Annotated in this window: 33 protein-coding genes and 4 pseudogenes; 14 read left to right on the top strand and 23 right to left on the bottom strand. The window is 67.9% G+C overall.

The genetic code is table 11. The annotated features are described in order from the left end of the window. Positions 1-20: 20 nt before the first annotated feature. Positions 21-1,040, top strand: a complete 1,020-nt coding sequence (locus RV986_RS03450) for a zinc-binding dehydrogenase (protein ID WP_475915958.1) — start codon at positions 21-23, stop codon at positions 1,038-1,040. Here the strand turns inward: RV986_RS03450 and RV986_RS03455 are convergent, their stop codons facing one another. Next, a complete protein-coding gene (locus RV986_RS03455) occupies positions 1,041-1,652 on the bottom strand; it encodes a GNAT family N-acetyltransferase (protein WP_475915959.1) in 612 nt (203 codons plus the stop codon). 69 nt (positions 1,653-1,721) lie between these two features. Here RV986_RS03455 and RV986_RS03460 point away from each other — a divergent pair, with 69 nt between their 5' ends. Further along, positions 1,722-2,195 (top strand): hypothetical protein, encoded by a 474-nt coding sequence (locus RV986_RS03460; RefSeq protein WP_475915960.1) that lies wholly within the window; start codon positions 1,722-1,724, stop codon positions 2,193-2,195. 310 nt (positions 2,196-2,505) lie between these two features. Here RV986_RS03460 and RV986_RS03465 read toward each other — a convergent pair whose 3' ends face one another. From RV986_RS03465 to RV986_RS03480, 4 genes are all read right to left on the bottom strand, one after another. Then, a complete protein-coding gene (locus RV986_RS03465; RefSeq protein WP_475915961.1) occupies positions 2,506-2,943 on the bottom strand; it encodes an MBL fold metallo-hydrolase in 438 nt (145 codons plus the stop codon). After that, positions 2,940-3,302, bottom strand: a complete 363-nt coding sequence (locus RV986_RS03470) for an MBL fold metallo-hydrolase (protein WP_475924170.1) — start codon at positions 3,300-3,302, stop codon at positions 2,940-2,942. The genes RV986_RS03465 and RV986_RS03470 overlap by 4 nt, the downstream gene beginning before the upstream one ends. 182 nt (positions 3,303-3,484) lie before the next feature. Continuing rightward, entirely contained in the window at positions 3,485-3,709 is a 225-nt protein-coding gene (locus tag RV986_RS03475) for a helix-turn-helix domain-containing protein (RefSeq protein ID WP_475915962.1), read from the bottom strand. 336 nt (positions 3,710-4,045) lie between these two features. After that, positions 4,046-4,876, bottom strand: a complete 831-nt coding sequence (locus RV986_RS03480) for an SDR family oxidoreductase (RefSeq protein ID WP_475915963.1) — start codon at positions 4,874-4,876, stop codon at positions 4,046-4,048. A gap of 137 nt (positions 4,877-5,013) precedes the next feature. Between RV986_RS03480 and RV986_RS03485 the strand changes: the two genes are divergently transcribed. The 4 genes from RV986_RS03485 to RV986_RS03500 all read left to right on the top strand — a co-directional run bounded on the left by RV986_RS03485 (position 5,014) and on the right by RV986_RS03500 (position 6,929). Then, on the top strand, positions 5,014-5,577 hold the full coding sequence (locus tag RV986_RS03485; RefSeq protein WP_475915964.1) for a TetR/AcrR family transcriptional regulator: 564 nt from the start codon (positions 5,014-5,016) through the stop codon (positions 5,575-5,577). Positions 5,578-5,734: 157 nt separating this feature from the next. Then, positions 5,735-5,926 carry a hypothetical protein gene (locus RV986_RS03490; RefSeq protein ID WP_475915965.1) on the top strand — a complete coding sequence of 64 codons (192 nt, stop codon included), beginning with the start codon at positions 5,735-5,737 and terminating at the stop codon, positions 5,924-5,926. Beyond that, on the top strand, positions 5,923-6,261 hold the full coding sequence (locus tag RV986_RS03495) for a hypothetical protein (protein ID WP_475915966.1): 339 nt from the start codon (positions 5,923-5,925) through the stop codon (positions 6,259-6,261). The genes RV986_RS03490 and RV986_RS03495 overlap by 4 nt, the downstream gene beginning before the upstream one ends. Before the next feature lie 113 nt (positions 6,262-6,374). Next, entirely contained in the window at positions 6,375-6,929 is a 555-nt protein-coding gene (locus RV986_RS03500; protein WP_475915967.1) for a molybdopterin cofactor-binding domain-containing protein, read from the top strand. A gap of 214 nt (positions 6,930-7,143) precedes the next feature. Here the strand turns inward: RV986_RS03500 and RV986_RS03505 are convergent, their stop codons facing one another. The 4 genes from RV986_RS03505 to RV986_RS03520 form a co-directional block, all read right to left on the bottom strand. Then, the gene (locus RV986_RS03505; protein WP_475924171.1) at positions 7,144-7,416 is read right to left on the bottom strand and encodes a transposase; all 273 of its coding nucleotides are present in this window, start codon (positions 7,414-7,416) and stop codon (positions 7,144-7,146) included. Further along, entirely contained in the window at positions 7,413-7,928 is a 516-nt protein-coding gene (locus RV986_RS03510; RefSeq protein ID WP_475915968.1) for a transposase, read from the bottom strand. Before RV986_RS03510 ends, RV986_RS03505 begins: the two co-directional genes overlap by 4 nt. A 35-nt stretch (positions 7,929-7,963) precedes the next feature. Beyond that, positions 7,964-8,305, bottom strand: a complete 342-nt coding sequence (locus RV986_RS03515) for a transposase family protein (protein ID WP_475915969.1) — start codon at positions 8,303-8,305, stop codon at positions 7,964-7,966. Between the two features lie 149 nt (positions 8,306-8,454). Beyond that, positions 8,455-8,922 (bottom strand): DUF6174 domain-containing protein, encoded by a 468-nt coding sequence (locus RV986_RS03520; protein WP_475915970.1) that lies wholly within the window; start codon positions 8,920-8,922, stop codon positions 8,455-8,457. A gap of 868 nt (positions 8,923-9,790) precedes the next feature. Here RV986_RS03520 and RV986_RS03525 point away from each other — a divergent pair. Next, positions 9,791-9,988: a hypothetical protein gene (locus RV986_RS03525; protein WP_475915971.1), complete on the top strand. Its 198-nt coding sequence runs from the start codon at positions 9,791-9,793 to the stop codon at positions 9,986-9,988. Positions 9,989-10,104: 116 nt separating this feature from the next. Here RV986_RS03525 and RV986_RS03530 read toward each other — a convergent pair whose 3' ends face one another. Continuing rightward, positions 10,105-10,374, bottom strand: a complete 270-nt coding sequence (locus RV986_RS03530) for a hypothetical protein (RefSeq protein ID WP_475915972.1) — start codon at positions 10,372-10,374, stop codon at positions 10,105-10,107. A 585-nt stretch (positions 10,375-10,959) separates the two neighbouring features. On the opposite strand from RV986_RS03530, the gene RV986_RS03535 reads away from it, so the two are divergent. From RV986_RS03535 to RV986_RS03545, 3 genes and pseudogenes are all read left to right on the top strand, one after another. Continuing rightward, positions 10,960-11,082 carry a hypothetical protein gene (locus RV986_RS03535; protein WP_475924172.1) on the top strand — a complete coding sequence of 41 codons (123 nt, stop codon included), beginning with the start codon at positions 10,960-10,962 and terminating at the stop codon, positions 11,080-11,082. Next, positions 11,067-11,234, top strand: a pseudogene (locus RV986_RS03540) (mercury(II) reductase); the annotation flags it as partial. The gene RV986_RS03535 and the pseudogene RV986_RS03540, both read left to right, overlap by 16 nt. A 785-nt stretch (positions 11,235-12,019) precedes the next feature. After that, positions 12,020-13,045: a cytochrome P450 gene (locus RV986_RS03545; RefSeq protein ID WP_475915973.1), complete on the top strand. Its 1,026-nt coding sequence runs from the start codon at positions 12,020-12,022 to the stop codon at positions 13,043-13,045. A gap of 145 nt (positions 13,046-13,190) precedes the next feature. On the opposite strand, the gene RV986_RS03550 is transcribed toward RV986_RS03545, so the two are convergent. The 8 genes and pseudogenes from RV986_RS03550 to RV986_RS03585 form a co-directional block, all read right to left on the bottom strand. Continuing rightward, a complete protein-coding gene (locus RV986_RS03550; RefSeq protein WP_475915974.1) occupies positions 13,191-13,406 on the bottom strand; it encodes a GNAT family N-acetyltransferase in 216 nt (71 codons plus the stop codon). 34 nt (positions 13,407-13,440) lie between these two features. After that, on the bottom strand, positions 13,441-14,331 hold the full coding sequence (locus RV986_RS03555; protein ID WP_475924140.1) for an IS3 family transposase: 891 nt from the start codon (positions 14,329-14,331) through the stop codon (positions 13,441-13,443). A gap of 23 nt (positions 14,332-14,354) precedes the next feature. Beyond that, complete coding sequence (locus RV986_RS03560) at positions 14,355-14,660, bottom strand: transposase (protein WP_475915975.1); 306 nt, start codon at positions 14,658-14,660, stop codon at positions 14,355-14,357. 67 nt (positions 14,661-14,727) lie between these two features. Next, entirely contained in the window at positions 14,728-15,078 is a 351-nt protein-coding gene (locus tag RV986_RS03565; RefSeq protein ID WP_475915976.1) for a GNAT family N-acetyltransferase, read from the bottom strand. A gap of 76 nt (positions 15,079-15,154) precedes the next feature. Beyond that, a pseudogene (locus tag RV986_RS03570) lies at positions 15,155-15,541 on the bottom strand (Tn3 family transposase); the annotation flags it as partial. Beyond that, complete coding sequence (locus RV986_RS03575; protein WP_475915977.1) at positions 15,532-16,104, bottom strand: DUF6529 family protein; 573 nt, start codon at positions 16,102-16,104, stop codon at positions 15,532-15,534. The gene RV986_RS03575 and the pseudogene RV986_RS03570, both read right to left, overlap by 10 nt. Then, positions 16,101-16,655 (bottom strand): COG4315 family predicted lipoprotein, encoded by a 555-nt coding sequence (locus RV986_RS03580; protein WP_475915978.1) that lies wholly within the window; start codon positions 16,653-16,655, stop codon positions 16,101-16,103. Before RV986_RS03580 ends, RV986_RS03575 begins: the two co-directional genes overlap by 4 nt. A 169-nt stretch (positions 16,656-16,824) precedes the next feature. Continuing rightward, positions 16,825-17,291 (bottom strand): annotated as a pseudogene (locus tag RV986_RS03585) (transposase); the annotation flags it as partial. Between the two features lie 715 nt (positions 17,292-18,006). Between RV986_RS03585 and RV986_RS03590 the strand changes: the two are divergent. Continuing rightward, positions 18,007-18,546 carry a hypothetical protein gene (locus RV986_RS03590; protein WP_475915979.1) on the top strand — a complete coding sequence of 180 codons (540 nt, stop codon included), beginning with the start codon at positions 18,007-18,009 and terminating at the stop codon, positions 18,544-18,546. Here the strand turns inward: RV986_RS03590 and RV986_RS03595 are convergent. Next, the gene (locus RV986_RS03595; protein WP_475915980.1) at positions 18,503-18,874 is read right to left on the bottom strand and encodes a transposase; all 372 of its coding nucleotides are present in this window, start codon (positions 18,872-18,874) and stop codon (positions 18,503-18,505) included. The genes RV986_RS03590 and RV986_RS03595 overlap by 44 nt on opposite strands. A 50-nt stretch (positions 18,875-18,924) precedes the next feature. Between RV986_RS03595 and RV986_RS03600 the strand changes: the two genes are divergently transcribed. After that, a complete protein-coding gene (locus RV986_RS03600) occupies positions 18,925-19,173 on the top strand; it encodes a DUF5133 domain-containing protein (protein WP_475915981.1) in 249 nt (82 codons plus the stop codon). On the opposite strand, the gene RV986_RS03605 is transcribed toward RV986_RS03600, so the two are convergent. Then, positions 19,128-19,337, bottom strand: a complete 210-nt coding sequence (locus RV986_RS03605) for a hypothetical protein (RefSeq protein WP_475924722.1) — start codon at positions 19,335-19,337, stop codon at positions 19,128-19,130. The genes RV986_RS03600 and RV986_RS03605 overlap by 46 nt on opposite strands. Positions 19,338-19,597: 260 nt before the next feature. Here RV986_RS03605 and RV986_RS03610 point away from each other — a divergent pair, with 260 nt between their 5' ends. Then, positions 19,598-19,828 carry a hypothetical protein gene (locus tag RV986_RS03610; RefSeq protein ID WP_475924723.1) on the top strand — a complete coding sequence of 77 codons (231 nt, stop codon included), beginning with the start codon at positions 19,598-19,600 and terminating at the stop codon, positions 19,826-19,828. A 44-nt stretch (positions 19,829-19,872) separates the two neighbouring features. Here RV986_RS03610 and RV986_RS03615 read toward each other — a convergent pair. The 3 genes and pseudogenes from RV986_RS03615 to RV986_RS03625 form a co-directional block, all read right to left on the bottom strand. Beyond that, positions 19,873-19,959 (bottom strand): annotated as a pseudogene (locus tag RV986_RS03615) (hypothetical protein); the annotation flags it as partial. 50 nt (positions 19,960-20,009) lie between these two features. Beyond that, positions 20,010-20,411: a hypothetical protein gene (locus RV986_RS03620; protein ID WP_475915982.1), complete on the bottom strand. Its 402-nt coding sequence runs from the start codon at positions 20,409-20,411 to the stop codon at positions 20,010-20,012. 118 nt (positions 20,412-20,529) lie between these two features. Continuing rightward, positions 20,530-20,685 carry a DUF6131 family protein gene (locus RV986_RS03625; RefSeq protein WP_475915983.1) on the bottom strand — a complete coding sequence of 52 codons (156 nt, stop codon included), beginning with the start codon at positions 20,683-20,685 and terminating at the stop codon, positions 20,530-20,532. 436 nt (positions 20,686-21,121) lie between these two features. Here RV986_RS03625 and RV986_RS03630 point away from each other — a divergent pair, with 436 nt between their 5' ends. Next, on the top strand, positions 21,122-21,616 hold the full coding sequence (locus tag RV986_RS03630; protein ID WP_475915984.1) for an SPW repeat protein: 495 nt from the start codon (positions 21,122-21,124) through the stop codon (positions 21,614-21,616). Positions 21,617-21,865: the final 249 nt, after the last annotated feature.

Here is a 21,865-nt window from a genome sequence, read left to right on the forward strand (position 1 = left end):
TTCGGGAAGAAGGCAGGCCCATGACGTCCTCGCCGACCACTATGCGCGCCGTCCGGCTCTCCGTCCCCGGCCCCGTGGACAACCTGAGGCTGACCACGCTCCCACTCCCGCCCGAGAGGGACGGCTGGGTGCGCATCCGCGTCGAGGCGTTCGGCCTCAACCGCTCGGAGCTGAAGCTTCGGCTGGGAGTGAGCCAGGGCGTCATCTTTCCCCGGGTGCCGGGTATCGAGGCCGTCGGCACCGTCGACGCGGCCCCGGCCGGCAGCGGGCTGGCTCCCGGGCAGAAGGTCGTCGCGATGATGGGGGACATGGGGCGCACCTACGACGGCGGCTATGCCGAGTACACGTCGGTGCCGCTCTCCCAGGTCATCCCTGTCGACACCGACCTGCGCTGGGAGGTGCTGGGCGCCCTGCCGGAGATGGTGCAGACCGCCTACGGCTCGCTCACCATCGGCCTGGACCTGAAGCCCGGTCAGTCCGTACTGATCCGCGGCGGCACCTCCTCGGTGGGCCTGGCAGCCGCCGCGCTGGCCGCATGGCGCGGCGCCACGGTGCTGTCCACCACCCGGCGGACCGACCGCCTCGCTCTGCTGAAGGAGCACGGCGTCGACCACCCTCTGCTCGACACCGGCGAGGTCGCACCCGCCGTGCGTGAGCTGTACCCGGGCGGCGTCGACGCCGCCCTTGATCTCGTCGGCACGCCGACCCTGCCCGACACTCTGCGCGCGGTGCGCGTGCACGGCACGGCCTGCTTCGGCGGCAGTCTCTCCAACCAGTGGACGGTGCGGGACTTCTCCCCCAACGAGTACCTGCCGAGGGGTGTGCGCCTGGCGGGCTACTTCGGCGACGCCGCCGACCTGCCCAGGGAAGCCTTCCAGGAAATCCTCCACGCGGTCGCGGCCGGCCGGCTGACCTTCCCCGTGGACCGCGTCTACGACGGCCTGGAGCAGGTGCCGCAGGCCCACGACGACATGGAGCACGACCGCGCCACCGGCAAGCTCGTCGTCCGTGTGCGGCATGAGGACTCCAGCAGCGGCTAACTATTCCTGCTGGTCAGGGACGTGTTTTGAGTGCAGTGGGCTGATGGCGGTCGTGTCCCGCCGCGTGGTGTAACCCGTGGGCATCTTGCGGGAGGTCCGGTACAGCACACACTGGCGAAGCGGCCCCTCGGGCACGCTCGGATCCTTGAAGTCGTCGGCCGGGTCGCGGGTCATGCCGATCCGGCGCATCACTCCCTGGGAACGAAGGTTGTTGACGGTCGTCGATGCAACGACCTCCGGCAGCCCGAGGGACTCGAAACCGAAGGCCAGGCAGGCCAGGGCGGCCTCGGTGGCGTAACCGTGCCCCCACGCCGAACGCATCAACCGCCACCCGATATCCACCCCCGCGAACGGCATGTCCTCATCCACCTCGTCCAGGCCGACGCGGCCGATGAACTCACCAGTCTCCCGTGCTTCGAGCGCCCACCACCCAAAACCTCGCTCGTCGAACTCGGCCTGCATGAGTGTCACCGCGGCATCGCTCTGCTCCCGCGTCAGCAGTTCCCCCAGGTGTTCTCGGACTTCGGGATCGGCGTTCATCGCCGCCCACGGTTCGAGGTCGGACTCCCGCCACCGACGGAGCAGGAGACGATCGGTACGCAGTTCTGGCATGCCGGCCAGCCAACGCCATCACGATCAGGATGTCGATCGGTTATGCCGAACCCTGGCGGTGGCGTTCAGGTGGGCGAACTGGGCATCGCGGTCTGGGAGACGCGCAGCTCTCCTGCGTTGTTGCCAGTACGAGGTCCGTCGCTACGTGAGCTGGTAACGGCACATCTCCTGGCCATGCTTGCCGACACGTTCCTCGCGGCGATGGCCGTGCAGGGGCGCGAAAAAGGTGTCGAGGCCGACAAACCAGACCTCGTGGACCTCACACCAGCCGAAATTCGTTGTCTGCCACGGCAGCTGAACCCCGCCGCCATTCTTCATGCCTCGACCACGCGGTGGACTGGTCCCAGTGGCGGCGTCGCCACCAGGCACGTGCCCGACGCTGTCATTGCCTGCGGCGCGGGCACACGTTGGTGGGACAAGCCGGGCCAAGACCATCCCACCCATGCCAAACCTCTGGCCTGCGCCGATGAGTCTTTCAGCGTCTTTCAGGGGTACATCGCCCATGCCGTCAGCGATGGCGACGAGGGAAGCCGCTCCATCTGAGACATTGCTGTAGCTACGTCAAGTGATTACCGCGGGCGCGGCAGAAGCCTGTCCGCAGATTCTTGGTCTGTTGGCGGCGCACGGTAGGTACTCGGTTGACCGGCAAGAACAGCGGTGATCGAGGTGAGTGGTCAGTTGCCGGCCCGTAAATGGTCCGGATCGACGAAGCCTTTGGCCCGGACAGGGAGGATGCTGCAGAGGCCGAGTGCTGATCCGAACAGTGAAGAGTTGGTCCCCACGAGCTCGCGGTACCCGATGAGCGCGTCACGCAGCACGGTAGCGGTGATGACACCTGGCGCGACAGGTGCGGTCAGCCAGAAGCCAGCGCGTGGCCGACAGGGGTCCAGGTGTAGGCGCTGGCCGATGGTGTGACGCGGCCGAAGACGCCGTTGGTGAAGTGTCCGGCGGCGATCACCGTGTCCGGCCTCTGGAGCACACGGTCGCGCACGGCTCGGGCCTGGTCCGGGTCGACGTCCGAGGAGAACGCACACATCGGGTCGGCGATCTCTACCGGTGCGTGGAAGATGTCTCCCGCGATGAACACCGCTTCGGTGTCGGCGCCGGACGGGTCGCGGACGACGACAGCCAGGTGTCCGGGGGTGTGGCCTGAGGTGTCCTCGACGGTGACGCCGGGTGCGATGATGTCGCCGCCCCGGATGAACTCGATCACCCCTTCGAGTGACTTGATCGTGACCTCGGCGTCCGGGCCGCCATGTCGCCGACCGCCTCGGTGGTCCAGTACTGTCACTCGGCCTCCGCCATGAGATGCCGTGCCCAGGCGAAGGTGAGCCTGCTCGGCGCCTTCTTCTCGGGCCCGTTCGGAGCCGGTGCGACGTCGCTGGTCCAGCCGATGTGGTCGAGGTGCAGGTGGGTGTAGACCACCATGTCGATGTCGTCGGGGCTCAGGCCTTCCGCGACGAGGCTCTCCAGGAGCCTTCCGCCCTTCACATGGGCGAGGCCGGGAATGTCCGCATCCATGTCGCCCAGGGCGAGGTCCACAAGAATCTTCCGGCCCCCAGTCCGAATAAGGAACGACCCGAACGTGAGGACGAGTTGGCCGTCTTCAAGAGAGCCGGGGTGAGCCGCCCAGTCCACTCCCGGCATCATGCTGTCCGGGTTGTGTGCGCCGAAACCGTCGGCGAGACAGGTGATCAATGTTTCACCTATGGCGATGCGGTCGGCCGCGTCAGTCAGGTGGCGGTCTGGCTCGTCCGGGACGGCACAGCGCAGAACCTGGCTGATCTGCTCCGGACTCCAGCGCCGGTCGAGGTGCTGCTGGATGAACTCCTTCAGTTCCGGGTCGCGCCGTATCTTGCCTTCCTTGGATCGGGCGCGGCGCACGGCGGCCCGGCGCTGGGCCTGGAACGGGTGGTACCTGCCGGTGCGTGGGTCGTGGTTGCGACGTACCTCGCGGTTGATCGCGGCCGGGCCCGGCCGAGCTCGCGGGCGATCACGCGCAGGGACTTCTTGGCCCGCAGCAGGTCGGCGATGACGATCCGCTCGTCCTCAGACAAGTACCGCGGCGAGACCGAGCTGGTGTCCCGCTCGTCTGTGATGGGCGGGTAGACGTGCTCGCGTCCTGACCGATCGACGGCCTTCCGTCCGTACTGCCATCGGTTCCCCGTCTTGCTGCGGTTGATCCCTACCTCGCGGCAGCCGCCGAGTTGCTCATTCCCTGCGCCACGAGCCGAAGGTATTGATCACGCCAGTCTGCGAGCGAAGCAGGTCCGGGCTTCTTGGGCTTCCGCCGCGGCTTGGTCATTGCAACACCCCTCAGGGTCAGGTGTTGCGACCACCTCTAGAACCCAAGCCCGTAGGTGGGGCCAGAACTCGCCTACAGAATCGGGGGGTTACTGCTGAACGCCCTGTGCCCGCTGGGAGACGTGCGCCCAGTCGTCCCAGGTCTTCAGGCGGTCGGCGTAGAGGTTCTTGGCGATCTCGAGGCCGTCCGTGCCGAAGAACACCCGCAGCGGCGGGTTCTCCGCGTCGACGATCTGCAGCAGGGCGGCGCCCGCGTCGCTCGGGTCGGCGTAGCTGGCGTCACCCATCTGAGTCGCGATGGTCTCACGGACCGTGTCGTACGCGGGGATCCGCTCGGCGTGCTTTGCGGACGAGCCGGCCCAGTCGGTGGTGAAGCCACCCGGCTCCACGATCGTGATCCTGATGCCTGTGCCGGCGATGGTGAGCTCGTGCGAGAGGGACTCGCTCAGCGCCTCAAGCGCCCACTTGGACGCGTTGTACACGCCGATGGTCGGGAACGCAGCGATGCCGCCGACCGACGAGATCTGGATGATGTGGCCGCTGCCCTGAGCGCGCAGGATCGGCAGGACGGCCTGTGTCACCCACAGCGCACCGAAGAAGTTCGTCTCCATCTGCGCGCGCGCCTGCTCCTGGGAGGTCTCCTCGATCGTGCCGAACAGACCGTAGCCGGCGTTGTTCACCACGACGTCGAGATGACCGAACTGCTCGTGCGCGGCCGCCACAGCGCTGTCGACGGCGGCCTTGTCGGTGACATCGAGCAGCAGCGGCAGGATCGCGTCGCCGTACTTGACGACCAGGTCGTCCAGGGTGGCGGTGTCTCGGGCGGTCGCGGCGACCTTGTCGCCGCGCTCCAGGGCGGACTCGGCAAACGCGCGGCCGATACCGCGGGACGTGCCAGTGATGAACCAGACCTTGTTCATGACTTCTCCTTCCGGGTCTGTCACCACCGTAACCCAAAACCTAGACTCGTCCAAAAAGAGACTCGTCCAGAAAGGGACTCGTCCAGAAATTGAGCCGCTGGGACGTACGATGACCTGAAGGGAGGGAACGAACAACCATGAACCTGCGGGAACGCAAGAAGCTCGCGACCTGGCGCGCCGTCCGGAACGCCGCGCTGGGGCTGCTCGCGGAACAGGGCTACGACGCGACGACGGTCGAGCAGATCGCTGCCGCAGCGAATGTATCGCGCGCCACCTTCTTCAACTACTTCGCCAGCAAGGAGGCCGCGGTCCTCGACCCGGACCCCGAGGAGCGGCGAGGCTGGCAGGAGGCGATGCGCGAACGCCCGGCGAACGAACCGTTGTGGGACGCGCTGACTGCGATCCTGACAGGTTGGTGCACAAGCCTGCGCGACCGCATGCCGCTGCAACGCCGCCTCAAAGCGGAGTCGCCGGCCTTCGCCCAGACCGCCCAGAGCTTCGGCGAGCAGTTCTTCGCCGACCTCAGGGAGTGGGTGTCTTCTCGTTCCCCCCAGTCCGACCAGTTGACGGTGACCTTGCAGCTGAACATTGCCCTGGCCGCCATCAACACCGCGTACGAGACCTGGCCCGAAGACGAGGCCTTTGACGGCTTTCTACAGCGGCTCGAACGCTGCCTGCTCCAGGCGCGCCCATCGACCTGACGCTCCGGCCGTAGATCCTGATCTTGCCGATCAGGTATTCAGAAGCCGTATCTCAACCGAACTTGATCGTTTGATTCTTGCTGGTCAGGCGTGGTTCCGCTCGGGGTGTGGGAGGCATGTGGCGCCTTGTGTCCGCTTCGTGGGCGAGGGGTGCTCGGTGGCGTCGATGCTGGGAATGCTGGAGGCACGGGAGGCGGCTGCCCGTGTGCGGGTGGAGGGGCTGCGAGAGGAAGTCGCGCGGCCGGCCGAGGTGGTGGAGGCCGCCGAGATCGAGCTGGACCGGCGGGTGACCGCGCGGGAGGAGCTGATCGAGGCCTGGCAGTCTCTGCGGCCGAGACCACTGCCGTGACCGAGGCGGAGAAGGAAGCGGCGCCCTCGCTCGCGCCGGTGCCGGGCTCGACGGTGTCGCCCTGGCGGGACGTGCCGCCGGTGACGGCTCTGGCGCCGGACCATCAGCGGGTTCTGGGCGTGCCGGAACAGCAGCGATCAGTGGGTCACGGTCCGCTACGAGCCAAGGGGATCGCGGTGGAACTGGGCCTTGGGACGACGCCGGCGAAGGTCGAGGGGGTGCGGTCGAAGGCCAGACGCCTGACGGATCGCGGGTGGCTCCTCCTGGAGGCGTCGGGGGCGTTCAGTGCCGGTCGGCTGCCCGTGGCCGTGCCAGACGCCTGCTCATCCGTGTGACCATCGACCACCCCACCATCGCCTCGCTGTTCTCCGGTTTCGTCTCGTAGTCCCGGGCCAGACGGCCCTGGCCGTCGAAGAAACGACGCGAGTGCTACGAGGAAGGCGCCCGCGTGTTCGGATGGCGTCGGCGTCCGAGCGCACCCGAGCGCGACGGACCGTGGCTGGTGGGCCAGGGAATGGCCGATTGCGCGATGGGCACGATTCGGTTCGCGTCCAGCGCGCAGGTGCGCCTGCGCGCCGACCGCCGGGCAGTGGTCCAGTCGGGCACTCAGGACATCAGCACGGGCATCGTGACGGTCCTCACCCAGATCGCCTGTGACGTGCTGGGGCTCAACCCGCACCAGGTGAGCTGCGAGATCCGTGACACAGATCTTCCGGAGGCCGGACCGATCTTCGGCTCCTCATCGACGATGGGGGTGGGCGCTGCGGTGGTGGGCGCCGCCAGGGACGTACTCGCGCAGCTACACCTCCGGTTGATTGTCCCGGAGATCCGGAATGCCGTCAGGCACGGACGCCGTCCGGAGTCCCCGCAGCGACCGTTGCCCTCGCCGCGACCTTTGCCCTCGCCGCAATACAGTCCGCCGCGAGGTGGGCACACGCACATGATGGGGCCACACGGGTACCACTGCGACGGCGGCCCGGGTTGCCCCAGCCGGGGTCACTAAGCCGTGTCCGGCCGATCATGCCGGCGACGCAGCCTCCGGGGCAGATGCCTACGTTCCAAGCGCCGGCTGGGGAGTTCTCATAACCGATCGTGGCTGGTACGACGACACGGACTACCAGGATGCGGTAAACCGGGCCGAACGTATGACGCGGCTCACCTGGAGGGTCATCACGACAGGGTCGTTTCAGAGTCGGATTGCGGTGTGATCGTGCAGGTCAGGCGATGCCGAGCAGGTCGAGCGCCCTGGTGAAGGGGTTGCAGGAGGTGCGGCGGAGGCCGGCGGCGATGTTGGTGTGGCCGTTGTGTCGGAGCACGTTGATCGCGAGGTTGCGCAGGGTGGCCATGTTCTCCGGTCCTCGGCCGGTGCGGATCTTCGAGGCATCCTCACGGAAGGCGGTGTCCCGCACGAAGTGCAGCCGGTTCTCGATGACCCACTGGGCTCGTGCGAGTCGCCCGATGATCTGCGGCGATGCCTGTCGTGTGGTCAGGTCGGTGAGGGCGTAGACGGTCTGGCGGGTGCGCCTGGCGGGTGCGTCTGCCGGTTTTGAGGTCGGTGCGGCGGCGGGTGATGCGGGCGGCCTGGACCGCGTGCCGGAAGTCCAGCATCAGGCCGGTGATGGTGAGTACCCGGGTCGCGCGGGTCTTTACGGCCGTGGCCCCGCTCGCGGTCGTAGCGCCGGGCGGTGGCGTCCTTCCAGGGCAGCGAGCGCAACTGCTGGTGCAGTCCGGGTTGGTTGGCCTTGACGATCAGCAGGTAGTGGGTCTGCTTGTCCTCGACGAGGAACCGCGCGTGGTCACGCTGGGTGTGCAAGGCGTCGGCGGTCGCCGTGACACCGGTCAGATCGAACGGCGCCAGCAGCGCGGCGAAGCAGGTGATCTCGTTAGTCCTGCGCGGCACCCGCAGTTGGGTGACGGTCTGCCCGTCGCCGGTCATCGCGGCCAGCAGATGAGCTGCGGTAACGTCTCCCCGGCGTGAGCCCCGGGCGCTCTTGCTGTCCACGGCCATTGTGGCGGTGCCGGCCGGATCGGCGCCGGTCAGGTCTGCGAGGCCGCCCGGGCAGTCAGGGCGATGATCCGGCGGATCGTGGCCGTGCTCGGCGGGACACGGACCTGGAGCACGCCGGCGACCCGGGCATCGAGGCGCGCCAGGGTGTCCTGCGGCGCGCTGCGTGCCCACTGGCCGATCGCCGCGTACGAACGCGCCCCGGCCAGGACGGCGGACGCGGCGATCAGCAGCACGCTCACGAACGGGTGACGCCGCCCGCGGCGACGGCGCGCATCAGCCAGGCCCGCCAGGCGCCCGGCCAGTGTGCCGGCGGACACGTACTCGCGCAGCGGCGACTTGACCAGACAAACAGTGGCAGACTGACGGCACATCGAAGCTCCGGTTGAACAGGGCGACTTGGCAAGGTCACCCCTCTCAACGGGAGCTTCGTTGCGTTCGTAGCGCCCCAGCAGCGCATCGTCACACCGCCGCGACCAGCACACCTGCACGGCCAACGTGCCTTTGAAACGGCCCTGCCGCACTATCCGGGGTTCGGTTCGTAAGAGCTGATGACGTACAGGGCTTCGTCGTCGATGGCGTTCTTGTCCCAGTCCAGAGAGATCCGCACCGGGCGCCCGTCGGCCGCGTAATCCACCTCCGCTGTGTCCGCGTCTTCGCTTCGGGCCTTCTTGAGTCTCCTCAACAGCTCGCCGATGGTGGGCACTTCACCAGGCAGCTCCTGCACCTGACGCCGACTGTCCGCGTCGCCCCCGACCGCCTCCGTCACTCTGCCGTCCCGGACCTTCACCCGGAAGGTCCCCGCCAGAACCTGGGTGGTCGACGTCAGCGTGTAGGCGTACGAGACGGGCTCTTCCCAGGTGGTCTTCGGCTCGCTCGCCTCGGCGGATCCTGAGGACGTCGAGGAGCCGCAGGCGGTGGCTGCGCACATCAGTGCCCCGACCAGCGCGGCGGTGGACACGTAACGAGGACGGGAACGTCCGGTGGTCATGGTGACTCCTCGGTGTCGGTCACCACTGTGACGCCGGTCGGCACAAAAGCGTTCGCGGCAACGTGCGGGGCGTTGCCCTGAGGCATTCCCGCCCCAGGGCAACGGCGGTGAACGTCAGCTCTCGGACGAGGCAGCCCGACGCTTGACCAGCCACCACACGCCGCCGCCGAGAACGAGCAGGACGACGACGATCACACCGGTCACGGCGCCGGAGGACATGCCGTCCTCCTCAGTGGTCGACTCCGGAAATCCTTCGGGGGTTGACTTCGAGGCCCGATTCCGTGTCGGTTCGTCAGAGGGGAGTTCTTACTGCTTCTGGGACCTTGATCACCGGATGGGGCCTACCCTCGAACGTCTCTGCATGCCGGTGTGCCCGTGACCTGCGCGCGGTGCGTTCGGTGGGCAGGGGGCACAGGTGCGGCTGCCATGTCTGGCGAAAGCCGCCGTTCCCCGCTCCGGCCAGAGAAGGAGGGATCGGCGGCCGATCCCCCTGGCGGACAGGGCGATCCCGGCCACACGGACAGCGGTCGACCAGCGGCAGGGCACCACTCGTTCGATACCGGGCGCATGTACCCGGGATTGACGCACTGTTGGACGCTCATGCGGCGATTAGCCCAGCAGTGAACCGTTTTGCCCAACCTGGGGCGAGGCGCCGCGGCACTACAAACGTACGCCCCAAACCCTCGGTTCCCGGGGCCAATACTGCGCGTACAACAGGAAGTTGCCCCCGCCATGCAGCCCGTGCTTGCTGACGCTCCCAGCACCCGGTGGCCTTCTGGCCGGAGCCCACCGAGCGCTGGTCTTCACTCGCCAGACACCGCCCGGGCAATGCCCCACCACCGGGCCTACACCACCCGAGAACCCAGCCATGACCCTCGACCTGCCCGCCACTGCCCCTCCCGATCCGTCCGCTGCGGGCACGGACACAGACAGCGACCGCCACGCACTCCACCTGCGTATCGGGCGCTACTTCGAACCCAAGCTCTACGTCTCGCCCGCCGCCCTGACCGCGCTGCTGAGCGGCGGCGCCGGAACTGCTGCTCTCACCGCCTTCCTCACGCGGTAACCCGACGCACCCTCAGGGGGCTGAGCCAGCAGCCTGCCTCAGCCCCCCTCGACCGATGCGGGGTGAATAGGTGACGTACCGCCCGCGGCCTCCACGTCCCTGCCCGCCCGGGCGCGTCAGTCGAAGACAAACGGGCCCGGCGACTGCTTGGTCACCGCAACACACCGCCCGCTCACACCGAAGACCACAAAGTTCAGCGAGTCCCCGCCCAGGTTGGAGTCCAGGCTGTCGCCCGGGGCCACGGTGCCGACGAGCGGGCCCAACCTGGTCAGGGGACCCGCCGGGTTGGTCTGGCCCGCGAAGAGGGTCGTAGCCGGTCCGCCGTTCTTTTCGAGCCGCAGCGCGGCGTTCACGGTGTCCGCCGGGAGCGCAATCGGAATGAGCACGTCCGGTGAGGTGAGCGTGATCGTCGCGGGTCGTGCCGTTCTGGGTGGCGGTGAGGGTCAAGGTCGTGCTGCCCCAGGTACCGCAGCTGTATTCGGCCGTGGCGGTGGTCGGTGACACAGCAGTTGCCGAGGGTGCCAGCGCCACGACGCCGGCGAGCAGTGCCGCCGAGGCGGCGGCGGTCGTGGCGGCGCGTAACTTCGGCGTCGTACGCCTCATCGGTCGTCCCATCCGGTCAAGGTTGATTGCTACTGATACGACGTCAGATACTTGCCTCATTGACGCGCAGGGATCTCAAGAAGGCAAGGGGCGGCGGCACGGCCAGCCCCCGGAGACTGTGGTGGCGCTCGGCCTGGTCGCGTTCGCGTTCAAACCCGTGCTCGGCCTGCTGTTCTTCGCCGCCTACGCCGTCTACTTCTGGCGAGAGTTCCGCGGTGGCGACGACGGGGACGACGGGGGGCGACGACGAGGGTCCGGAGCTGGAGCCGCTGAAGTTCCAGCCCGAGGCCGTCTCCCCGGCCACCTGGGCGGTAGTCGCGCAAACCCTGGTGACCCTGGTGGTGATCTTCTTCGCCTCGCAGCTGTTCGTGAAGCAGCTGAACGCGATCGGCCCGATGCTCGGCCTGTCGGCCACGGTCACCGCGCTGCTGCTGTCCCCGATCGCCACCGAGTTGCCGGAGATCATGAACGCGGCGGCGCCGGTGACCTGAGCACCGCGGCCACCTATGCCATCACCGCGGGGCTCACCGTCGACCAGCTCGCCCACACCTGGGCGCCGTATCTGACCATGGCCAAGGTCCTGAAGCTCGCCGCCCAGACCTTCACCGCGGACGTCGCCAAGCTCTCCTGCTGCGTCGGCTGAGGACACACCGACCGGAAGCCATCATGAGCGGGAACCGCATCGGGCCGATGACGGTCGGAGAGCCCTCCTGCCATCCCGCGTGCCGGTCAAGATCCTGCACGGATCGACCGGCGTCGGGCTGAATTACGGGCTCGGTGGCTGCTGCACCCGTTGCCGAAGGTTCTCGCGACCAGGTATCCATGCGTGCGACTGACGCTCCGAATATGACATATATGGCATGTGTGGAAATATGGTATGCGTGGCATTTGATGCTGCCGGGAACCTCTTGGCTGAGCCCTCGGCTGAGAGGTCTCAGACAGGCGAGAGGAGTGCATCATGATCGCCAAACTGCTCGGCAAACTGTCCTTCACCCGCCACTACGGTGCGTACGGGGAACACGAATGGGACGGGTACGCCGGCGACGACCGGGTCTGACCGCACTGCCGACGGGCGCCCCGGGCGCCCGTCGGCTCCCAGCCACGCTGCCGACGGTATCGGCCTGGACAGGTACCAGAGTCAGGGACGATCTCATGGGCCGAATGAATGAGCCGCCGCGGTTGCCCGAAGCCAGCTTCGCGGCCTGGAGCCGCGACCGGCTGGCATTGGCGCGCCGTGGCGCTGACGAGTGCGGGGACGTCTGGCAGCTGGAGCCGGGTGTCTACGTGGCCGCAACGGCCGGGCCGTGTGAAGCAGTCCTGCACCGCGCGCAGGACTTCCCCAAGGCATCCTCGCCTCTCTTCCCGCCGTTGAAGGGGTCGAGCGGAGCACCGACGCCTGAGGAGCGTGCCCACGCTCACGCCGCCCGCATGCGCGGGCTGCGCCCGCAGGCGGTTGCAGCCCGGATCGGTGAGATTGCGCCCCTGACCGCTCGATTTGCTGACCAGTGGCCCACGGGCCAGGACGTCGAGATTCTGCCCCCGGTCCGGCACGCCCTGGCAGAGATCGGCGTGCGCTACCTCTTCTCCGAAGACGCTCCCACCCTGCTGCCCTTTGCCTCACAGCTCTTCCTGGCCCGGGAGGTGCTCGTAAGCCCCTCGCGCTGGATATGGCCGCGCTGGATCCCCACACCCGCACGGCGGTTCCGCACACGGCAGCAAGTCGCCTTCACCAACGCTTTGCGGCCCATCATCCGCCGGCGCCGTTCATCGGGCCGGCTCGGTGACGACATGCTGGGACAGATGCTCCGGCCCTCCTCCCGCTACGGCCTGCTGCCGGAAGAGGCCATCCTCGACACTCTTCCCGGAATCACCGTCGCCACCTTCGAGGCACCTTCCCGAGCAGCCGGATGGATCCTGCTCCACCTGGCCCGGCATCCCCAGGCAGCGGGCCGCGTCGCGGCCGAAGCCGACTTGCTGCCCGCGGACCCGGCCGCGACGACCAGCGCCCACCTCGACAGCCTGCAATACACCCAGGCACTGGTACGCGAGGTGCTCCGACTGCACCCCCCGAGCTGGCTACTGACCCGGCGCGCCACGCGACAGACTCAGCTCGCCGACTACACCATCGACGCCGGGTCCACCGTTCTCGTCTGCCCCTACACCGCCCACCGCGACGCACGGGAACACTCCGAGCCGGACCGGTTCCAGCCCGAGCGCTGGCTCGATGATTCGGGCTCGCCGGCGAAACCCGGGGTCTTCCTCTCCTTCGGTACCGGGCCCCATGGCTGCGAGGGAGCCGCTCTGGCCATGGCGATGCTGACGCTCCTGACTGCGCAGACCGCCCGCCGCTACCACTTGAGCGAGCCGCCCGGACCGGAACCCAGCTACCAGGTCACCACCTTCGTAGGTCTCGCAACGGTCGGCTTGCGCCTGCGTGCCACCTTGCGCAGCTGAAGGCAGTCCTGCTTGCAATGACAGGCCGCCTCCGCCCGCGAACAGCGAACAGCGAACAGCGAACAGCGAACAGCGAACAGCGAACAGCGAACAGCGAACGATGATCAAGTTCGAGTGCCGTTCCGCACACGCTTGGATGCCCAGCTCATGGTTCGCTCATCGCGTGTCGCTGGTCGAACTCGTTGGCGAGCATGCCCATCATGACGAGTTCGTGGTGCCGGCCGGCGAAGAAGACGTGTTCCCGCAAGCGCCCCTCCTCGGTGAAGCCGAGCCGACGGGTAAGTGCCAGCGATGCCTCGTTGTGGGCGAAGATCGCTCCTAGGCATTTGTGATACCGCCGCTCGGCAAACATGAAGCGCATCTGAAGTTCCCCCCGGGGCCTGGACAGCGGGTGTTTACGCTGCGGGGGTGAGGTCCTGCCGGAGCAAGGTTCTCGTTTCGAGCGGGGTGACGTACCCGTACTCGGGATGCCTGCGGAGTCGGCTGCGGTTGTACTCGATCTCGATGTAGCGGAAGACGTCGGCCCGGGCAGCCTCGCGGGTTTCCCAGACGGTGGTACCGATCTCCGCTTTGAGGACGGCGAACCAGCTTTCCGCAGCAGCATTATCGTAACAAGAGCCGACACGTCCCATCGACTGCCTCATGTGCAACTGACGTATCTCGGCTCGGAATTCGTCACTTGTGTATTCGCTGCCGCGGTCGGTGTGCATGATGCAGTCGTCCTCCAGGCCACCGCGTCCGGCCGCCATCCGCAGGGCGGCGACCGGCAGCTCGGCGCGGTGGTGGCCGGCCATCGCCCAGCCGATCACCTCCCGCGTCGCGAGATCGATGCAGGTCGCCAGATACAACTTCCCTTCCAGGGTGACGAGTTCGGTCATGTCACCAACCAGCCGCATCCCGGGGCGGGGTGCGGTGAAGTCCCGGCCGATCAGGTCGGCGGCGAACACCGCCCGCTTCGCCTGCCGGGTCAGGCCCCGACGCCGACGACGGGTGATCCCGACGATCCGGTGCTTGCGCATCAGCCGCTCGACCTTCTTCGGGTTCACCGCCCGCCCGGCCCGCCGCAGGGCGGCGTGAATCCGCGGGGCTCCGTAGGCGCCGCGCGACCCGGCGTGGAGCACTCGGATCTCGTCCACGAGGCGCTCCTCCTCGCGCCGTGCGGCCCGCCGCGCCGACGCGGCCGCGTGGTGCGCGTAGTAGGTAGAGCGCGGCACTCCCAGTGCACGGCACAGCAGCGCCACGCTGTGACCTGCAAGATGGCTGTCAGATGCCTTCTCCGCGTCGATGAAGCGGCACCGCGCGGCGGTGTCTACCTCATCTTGTCCTGCGCGAAGAAGGCGGTCGCTTTTCCAGGGATGTCGACCGTCTTTTCCAGCTCGCGGACCTTGCGCCGCAGCTGGGCGAGTTCTTCCCGCTCGGCGCTGGTCAGAGCCCCGGCAGGCCCCTCGCCCCGATCGACCTTGGCCTGCTTCACCCAGCCACGCAGACCCTCCGGACTCACCCCCAGGTCCCGGGCGACCTCGGTGACCGTCTTGTCCGACGACAACGCCAGCGCGACGGCATCCCGCTTGAACTCCGCCGTGTACCGCTTGCTCGTATTGCTCTTCTTACTCACTACCTGTGACTGCTTCCTCCGGGACCTTCCGTCCCAGTATCAGGCTGTCCAGGTCACAGGGGGAGCTTCACATCATCAGCAGCACTACGGCTTCTGCCGCGTAGCCCTTGCGCCGGTGGTCGGCGCCGATCGTGACATCAAACTCGAACCAGCCTGAACGAGGGCCGGTGCGATGTGAGCCGACTGTGCCAACCAGCTCTCCCCTGGCCGTCGTTTCGACTGCCAACCGGAAGCGGTCGTCATCGCACTGGGCAACGGCCTGCTCCTTCGCCCAGGCACAGTAGCTCTCGGCGGACCGCGGTAGATCCAGTCGGCTCCCTCGCCGCCCGTCATCGTCGGCGAAGCGCGTGAACGCTGTCCAGTCGTCGGGCTCGATAGCGCGTAGGCGTACCCGTCTACCAGTCCAGGACGATGCCATGCCCTATGTGATCACGCTGCAGTGCGCGCGAGGCTGACAGGCACGCCGAGGCAGGTGTTGCCCGCCGTACTCTGTCTCACCGTTGATCGTCGCCCTCGTCCGGAGCAGCGGGGTCGCGCAGCGGGCGCAAATCCCCGTCAGCCGGGATGGTGGCGCGGAAGCTGTAGCGGCCCGGGCAGTTGAGGTTCGCGTGCTTGAGGGGAGACAGGCGGGCGATGTCCTCGTACTGGACCTCTTGCTGGCGCTGGTCGGCGGGCAGCGCCCGCAAAGCGGTGACAGCGGCATCCAGGTAGCGGGTCGTCCATAGCACCGCGGCGTTCAGGACCAGGTCGAGCGCATCGAGCTGGTCCTCCTGCCCCTCGCGGTACGCCTGCATGATCTGCCCGCGCCTGCCGTGGCAGACGTCCCGGGCGAGCTTGTGACGGAACTCCTGCACCGTGAGCTGCCGCTTCATCAGAAGCCGGGAGCGGAGCCGGTGAAGAACCACAAGGCGGCTGTGTACCACATCAGTGCGATGGCGGTGACCAGGACGCCGCCGGCGGCCGGAAGCGCCCAACCGGGCAGTCGGCGGCTGCGTACTACCAGCACCTTGGCGACGAACGCGCCGTACAGGACGCAGCCCGTGATGGAGTGCACCGCTACTCGGCTGCTCGTGAACTCAACTCCGTAGGCGGTGATGCAGTGGTAGGAGATGGGCAGCGAGAGCAGAAAGGCAAGGAGGCCGATGAGCCGGTGTGTGGGGTGCACTCGGTGCGGCGCGGCCCCCGCTCCCGGTAGGCGCCGGTACATCCACAGCCCGAGCAGCAGTTGGACGACCGCGAGTGCCATCAGAGCGCTACCCAGGCGCGCCTTGAGGTCGTAGACGCCGACGCCGTGCTGCCCGAACAGGCCGCTGGTGTAGTCGGGTGTGTGCGTGCGGCCGAACGCATACACCCCCACCGCGACCGCGACCGGCAGCAAGGCAGCCAAAAAGCCCGCCACCGTTCGTGCGGGCCGTCGCGCCCGCGCGCCCGTGTGCCCGGTCATCGGTCCCCGATCAATCGGGTTCGACCCTGCTGCCGGATGCGTTGACGACGTACCACTGTGGCCCCGGACGCGCTGGTTTCCTGGCCGGTGGTGTCACCGGCCGTCGTGTCACTCGCGAAGCAGTGCAGCGGGTGCCCGGTGTAGGTCACTTGAGTGATGCCGTTGGAGCGTTTCGAGGTACTGATCAGGTTGCTCCTGGCATACGGGGCCGCCTTGGGCGTGCCGGAGGTGAGCGGCGGCGGCCAGGCAAACGCGCATGCTCCGCCGCGGGTCGGCGTAGTCGACTTTGCGGCCTCGGGGAGGTAGAGCGTCCGCCCCTTGGCGTCATCCAGGATGGGGCCGAGCTTGCTGAAGTGCACCGTGGCCGTGCCAGTGGCGGCGGCCGCGCTGCCGGGTGCGGCCGAGCCGACGTATACGGGGATGCCCGCTGACAGCGCTCCAGATGTGGGCCTGGCGCAGGCGGACGAGATCGTCCGGCTGGGACAGCCACTTGCAGCAGCGAGCGGCATGGCGGAAACCGCCGACTCTGTCGCCGCGGCCATTCCTTTCATGAGCGCTCCATGGTGTCGGACGACGCAGTCAGGCAGCCGCGGGAAACGACCCCAGCGGACCTCTTCTCCCAGTTGGCCCCGGGTGCTCGGGTCCTGTCCACTCCAACTGGTCCGCCTGGGCAGTCGCTACTCCATTGGCGAGGTCCCCCGTTTACCTGACTTTGGCTCGTCAGGGTGACGTCGAGTCGTCGAGGCCCGGCCGGTTCCGGCGATGAAGCCGTCGAGGACCTCGGGCTGGTACTGGAGGCGTTTGAGCCGGTTGCGGACGAGCGTCTCCAGGCGGTCGAGGGCGACAACGGCGAGGTTGGCCGGACTGCGTTTGACGTGCGCCCACATGCCCTCGACCGGGTTGAGGTCGGGCGAGTAGGCGGGCAGCGGGAACACCGTCAGCCATTCCCGCTCGGCGATCAACTGCCGCGTCATGCAGGAGACATGGGTGTTCAACCGGTCCCACACCAGCACGATCGGCGCGCTGACGAGCTGGTGGACGCCGTCGATCAGAGCGATGAAGTCGCGCTCACCCATGCTGCGACGCTTGCCCTTGCCCGCGGGGTGGGTGGGCAGGCGGTGGCACGGCCGGGTGCGGGACCCGGGCCGCATGGCGATCAGCCCGGCGACCGACAACCGCCCCGAGCGCGTGGTTCCACATCTTTGCGCAGATCGTCGAGATCGCCTACAGGCAGTACAACGAGGCCCCGAAGCAGGACAGCGTGCGTACCGTCACGCTCGACTCCCGGACTCGCGAGCTGTGGCAAGAGTGGCGGGCCCACCAGGACAAGGAGCGCGAGCAGTGGTGCGGTGAGGAAGCGTGGGTGGAGACCAATCGGGTGTGGACTCACGAGAACGGCGAGCCCCTGCACCCCGACTGGACGAGTCGACGGTTCCAGCGGCTCGTCGAGCTGTCCGGGCTCCCCCAATCCGCCTGCACGACACGCGACACCTGCCAGCAACACTGGCGCTGCTGGGTAAGGCGGACATCAAGGTCGTCCAGGAGCGGCTGGGCCACACCTCGCGGCAGATCACATCGGACACGTACACCAGCGTTTTACCTCAGCTCATGACGGCCGAGGCGGAGTCCACGAGCGCAGTCGTGCCCCGGTCTTCGAAGGTGCGCCCCTCCAAGGACGAGCCAAGCAGAAGGACGAGGACGAGACTGTGGCGGCAGGCTCCCCGGCCGAGGAGGATGGCCCAGACGAGAGATTGCGTCCCGCCGCGTGACCCGCGTCCCGAATTTGTCCTGTCGATCACGACATCCTGATCGGGCAGAGCTGCCAAGGTCTTCCAAGTCACCCGGCCTGCCAGCGAAGGGGAGTAGTGGCCTGTCGTTGTGTCGCTCTCCGGGAGGTCGTGGATGCCGTCGGTGGTTGGGCTGCTGGAACAGCGTGAGCTGGGTGCTCGCCGTCGCGTGGACGAGCTGCGGGAGGAGGCCGACCGTATCCAGGCTGAACTGGCCGTGGCCGAGCGGGAATGGCAGGAGTGGGCCATCGCCCGCTCACGGGTCGGTGAGGTGCTGGCCCCGACAGACGAGACCGGGCAGGATGACGCCCCGGCCGGTCTGACCGTGCCGACGGCCGGGGAGCAGACCGGGAAGGGCCCGCAGGGGCCGACGGCGAAGGCGAAGCCGCAGGTGCCGGTATGGCGTGCGGGGCCGGCCCGGTCGGTGGACTACCAGCGCATCCTGGAAGTGCTCGCGGACCGGTTCCGGCTTCGTCAAGGACCGCTGACCTGCCAGGAGATGGCCGCAGTGTTCGGCATGGACGTGGTGCCGGCACGGGTGGAGGCGCTGCGGTCGAAGGCGAAACGTCTGGTCCCGCGGGGCTGGCTGGCCGAGGTAGCGCCGGGCCGGTTCACGCTTGCTGCGGGTGTGGCCGGGCCAGGCGGCGGGTCATGAGCAGGATCTTCGACCAGTAGACCATCGCCTCGGCACTGGCGGTGCGGCGCTCGAAGTCACGCACCAGGCGGCGGGTGCGCATCAGGTGGGCGAAGAACCGCTCGACGATCCACCGCTTGGGCAGCACCACGAAGCCCCGCATGTCGTCGCTGCGTCTGACGATCGTCAGCACCAGCGCGAGCCTGGCCAGGCAGTACTCGACGAGGCTGCCGGTGTAACCGCCGTCGGCCCAGACCAGCCAGTTGTGGTGACCCTCCGTGGCCCCGGCTCTGAAAGTGATCCAGAACCAGAATTCAGGCGTCGCCGAGAACGGCACGTGTGCGGACATGGCAAGCGGGAAACCGGTCGTGAGAAGCACAAGACGAGAGGCGCTCTACGATGCTCGAACCTCACCCCAAGGTCCTGCGGACACTCCTGGCACGCTATACGGAGGCTCGCCTCGCTCACGCGCACAGCGGAGATTCACGCACGGCCAGGGACCTCGACAATGTCGCCTACACGCTGTGTGTGACGACCGCGACGGCAACCGTCGAGGATGCGATCGCCGCTGCGGACGTGCTTCTGGAAAATATTCGGAGCGGTCAGAGTCCCCTTGCAGCCGGGGCACAGGCGAAGCTCATAGCGTAGATCCGCCACCCCGGCTCGGTGCCGCGCAGTTCAAACCTGCAGCTCGTACGAGCGGACTGGCTCGACTTCCACTTGTCGTACGCGGCACAGGGCTGGCCGCTCTCGTCGGCATGGTGGTCCTGGACCGCCGCCTCCCAGACGTGCGCGGAGTGGTAGCCCTCCATCAACGATCTGTACGAGGAGTCCCGGCCACCCGGGCCTACACTCACGCGGGTGGATTCCCTCCGCTACCCGCCGGCAGGTACCTCGCCCTGACGGCGCGTCTCCCCGCGGCGGCAGGCGTGACGCCACACAGACCCGTACTCCCGACCGGCGCCAGGGCCTGTCGTGGCTGATGGACCACCGGGGAGTTCGGGCACCTGGTCCGCGACCGACTCGGGGCCGCGGCCGTGTCCCCGGCACTCTGGAGCGAACCCAGATCTGCATGGTCGGCGACTTCACCCGCTACGACGTGCACGCCGTACGCAAGCACCGGCACAGCATCGACCTGGTCCGCTACCGCTTCTCCGGCACCGAGCACATCGGCCTTGTGACCGTGGCCGCCGCCGCGGCGCAAACGGCCGTACCTACGACCGCCCGGCGTTGCCGCACCGCCGATGCGGCACGTGCACGCACGGTGGACGAGGCGATGTCGGCATGGGGGCCGTTGCGGTAACGAGCACGGACGATGCCATCGACGATCCCTGTCGACGTCCCGTCCGGGGCGACATCGGTGAGAGGCGCTGTCCAGTCGCAGTCGGTGGCCGACGAGGCGGCCACCAACTCCAGCTCGACCTCGCCGGCCACCTTGAGTGGCGGGTATGTCGTAGGCCTCGACGGGAGACCGGGTGCGAAGGTCAGCGGGCCCTGCGGCTGCCGGGCGGGTCCTGCGGGTCTTGAGGGTCGACGCCGGTGGAGGCGGATGCGTCCCTGGTTCCGCTGGGACGCTGGGAGCGGCCCTTGGGGCCGGTGTCGTGCATGCCCTTCTCGTCACTGCGGGCCTCGCTCTGTTCCTCTCCGCGGTCGCTCGTGCTCTTCACGGGCGTGCCATGCGGATTCCCGGCCTCTTCTTTGGAGACCTTGCGGCCGGGGCCCTTGTCGGGAGCGTGCTGGTCGGGGTGGAACGAGCGGTGGGCGCTCGGGTTGTCCTGTTGGCGGGTCTCGTCGACGTCCGGAGACCAGCCGTGCTGCTGGGTGCCCTTGTGCCGGCTGGGGCCCTCACCGTGCGGGGGCTGGGATGGCTTCGGCTGCTTGGCCATGGCCTGGCCTGCCTTCTTTTCCTGCATTGGGTACGGACTGTGTGAGATCCACTTCCTGCATTGGGTACGGACTGTGTGAGATCCACGGATTGCGGAGCTCCCTGTGCCGATGCGGTTGCTACCAGTAGTGCTTGGGTCCGCCGATGCCGTGGCCCAGGGCGCCCACAATCCACAGGACGACTCCGATGACGACGAGGATCACGCCGATGGTCCACAGGATGCTCATTCCGGCGACGAGGCCGATGACGAGCAGAATGATGCCGAGGACGATCATGGTGTCCTCCGATTTCGCTGTGATGCCTCTTCCAGACTAGGCACATCGGCGCCCCCACCGCTCTGTCACCCCAGCGCGAGCACCGTCTTGACGTCGACACCGTCGGGTACCTGGTGCGCCGCATCCAACTCGCGATTGCAGTCCCATGGTGCTTCCCTGCCCGGAGGGGGGTGTCTTGCCGAGCGGTCGACCGCGCCATGATGCGGCGTACGCGCTTCCACCGGGCGCAGGGCCAGAGCTCGATGCCGGTCACGCCCATCGGGCCGCAGGCACTGGTGTGCGGATCAGCTGACCCACCATCCGCGGGCGGGGTGCGCCAGCGGCCACATCCGGCACCGGCGCACGCCGCCACAGCCAGAGAACATGCCCTATTTGACTATTTATGTCGGCTTTACGGGGTAGATGATGGGTGAATATCTCTCCCTTGGAGGCCGTCATGGCGTCAACCCATCACGCACCCATCGAAGAACACCCCGACCTGATGGAACTGCGCGCCCGGCACGACCGCGCCGCCGCCACCCCACGCGCCCAGATGATCGAGGCGCTCGCCCTCATCACCGGCCTGTACCTCGCCGCGTCCCCCTGGATAACCGGCTTCAACGGCTTCACCACCCTCGCCGTCACCAACCTCATCGCCGGCATCGCCTACATGCTGCTCCTGGGCGGTCTCGGCAGCTCCTACGAGCGGACCCACTCCATGGCCTGGGCCGCCGCCGCCATCGGCATCTGGACCTGCGTCGCCCCCTGGGTCGTCGCAGGCGACGTCGCCCACACCCGCTCCATCACCAGCAACCTCATCACCGGCGTCATCGCCACCCTCCTCGCCGTCGCCGCCGCCTCAGCCGCCCGCGGCCACACCGACAACCGCCGCCTCAGCACCGGCAACCCCAACGACCGGCGCACCATGTACCAGGGACGCGACGACCGCTGACCCTTCGAACCCCGCCGGGAACACCGCCAGGAGGACCGCACCCCCTCCACCTCCTGGCGGCCCCACATGCCACCCTTCCTCTTGATTCCCCGGCTGGCTCAACTTCTGCGGTGAGGACCTGGCGCTCGGCAGACCAGACCGGCGCACTGGGGAATCCGGCATGTCAGCGGACTGGTCAGAAGCGAAGGTGAGAGTACGCGGCCCAGCTTCACAAGGCCGTCGGCTCCGGAACGGTCCTACCAGCTGTCG

It is taken from the genome of Streptomyces sp. RLA012, assembly GCF_056270325.1.

Bases quoted from the DNA above. Each gene is read 5' to 3' on its own strand.
- RV986_RS03450 (WP_475915958.1), top strand. From the start codon at position 21: ATGACGTCCTCGCCGACCACTATGCGCGCCGTCCGGCTCTCCGTCCCC.
- RV986_RS03455 (WP_475915959.1), bottom strand. From the start codon at position 1,652: ATGCCAGAACTGCGTACCGATCGTCTCCTGCTCCGTCGGTGGCGGGAG.
- RV986_RS03470 (WP_475924170.1), bottom strand. From the start codon at position 3,302: ATGATGCCGGGAGTGGACTGGGCGGCTCACCCCGGCTCTCTTGAAGAC.
- RV986_RS03480 (WP_475915963.1), bottom strand. From the start codon at position 4,876: ATGAACAAGGTCTGGTTCATCACTGGCACGTCCCGCGGTATCGGCCGC.
- RV986_RS03485 (WP_475915964.1), top strand. From the start codon at position 5,014: ATGAACCTGCGGGAACGCAAGAAGCTCGCGACCTGGCGCGCCGTCCGG.
- RV986_RS03515 (WP_475915969.1), bottom strand. From the start codon at position 8,305: ATGTGCCGTCAGTCTGCCACTGTTTGTCTGGTCAAGTCGCCGCTGCGC.
- RV986_RS03520 (WP_475915970.1), bottom strand. From the start codon at position 8,922: ATGACCACCGGACGTTCCCGTCCTCGTTACGTGTCCACCGCCGCGCTG.
- RV986_RS03525 (WP_475915971.1), top strand. From the start codon at position 9,791: ATGACCCTCGACCTGCCCGCCACTGCCCCTCCCGATCCGTCCGCTGCG.
- RV986_RS03545 (WP_475915973.1), top strand. From the start codon at position 12,020: ATGCGCGGGCTGCGCCCGCAGGCGGTTGCAGCCCGGATCGGTGAGATT.
- RV986_RS03550 (WP_475915974.1), bottom strand. From the start codon at position 13,406: ATGCGCTTCATGTTTGCCGAGCGGCGGTATCACAAATGCCTAGGAGCG.
- RV986_RS03565 (WP_475915976.1), bottom strand. From the start codon at position 15,078: ATGGCATCGTCCTGGACTGGTAGACGGGTACGCCTACGCGCTATCGAG.
- RV986_RS03575 (WP_475915977.1), bottom strand. From the start codon at position 16,104: ATGACCGGGCACACGGGCGCGCGGGCGCGACGGCCCGCACGAACGGTG.
- RV986_RS03580 (WP_475915978.1), bottom strand. From the start codon at position 16,655: ATGAAAGGAATGGCCGCGGCGACAGAGTCGGCGGTTTCCGCCATGCCG.
- RV986_RS03590 (WP_475915979.1), top strand. From the start codon at position 18,007: ATGCCGTCGGTGGTTGGGCTGCTGGAACAGCGTGAGCTGGGTGCTCGC.
- RV986_RS03595 (WP_475915980.1), bottom strand. From the start codon at position 18,874: ATGTCCGCACACGTGCCGTTCTCGGCGACGCCTGAATTCTGGTTCTGG.
- RV986_RS03600 (WP_475915981.1), top strand. From the start codon at position 18,925: ATGCTCGAACCTCACCCCAAGGTCCTGCGGACACTCCTGGCACGCTAT.
- RV986_RS03605 (WP_475924722.1), bottom strand. From the start codon at position 19,337: ATGGAGGGCTACCACTCCGCGCACGTCTGGGAGGCGGCGGTCCAGGAC.
- RV986_RS03610 (WP_475924723.1), top strand. From the start codon at position 19,598: ATGGTCGGCGACTTCACCCGCTACGACGTGCACGCCGTACGCAAGCAC.
- RV986_RS03620 (WP_475915982.1), bottom strand. From the start codon at position 20,411: ATGGCCAAGCAGCCGAAGCCATCCCAGCCCCCGCACGGTGAGGGCCCC.
- RV986_RS03625 (WP_475915983.1), bottom strand. From the start codon at position 20,685: ATGATCGTCCTCGGCATCATTCTGCTCGTCATCGGCCTCGTCGCCGGA.
- RV986_RS03630 (WP_475915984.1), top strand. From the start codon at position 21,122: ATGGCGTCAACCCATCACGCACCCATCGAAGAACACCCCGACCTGATG.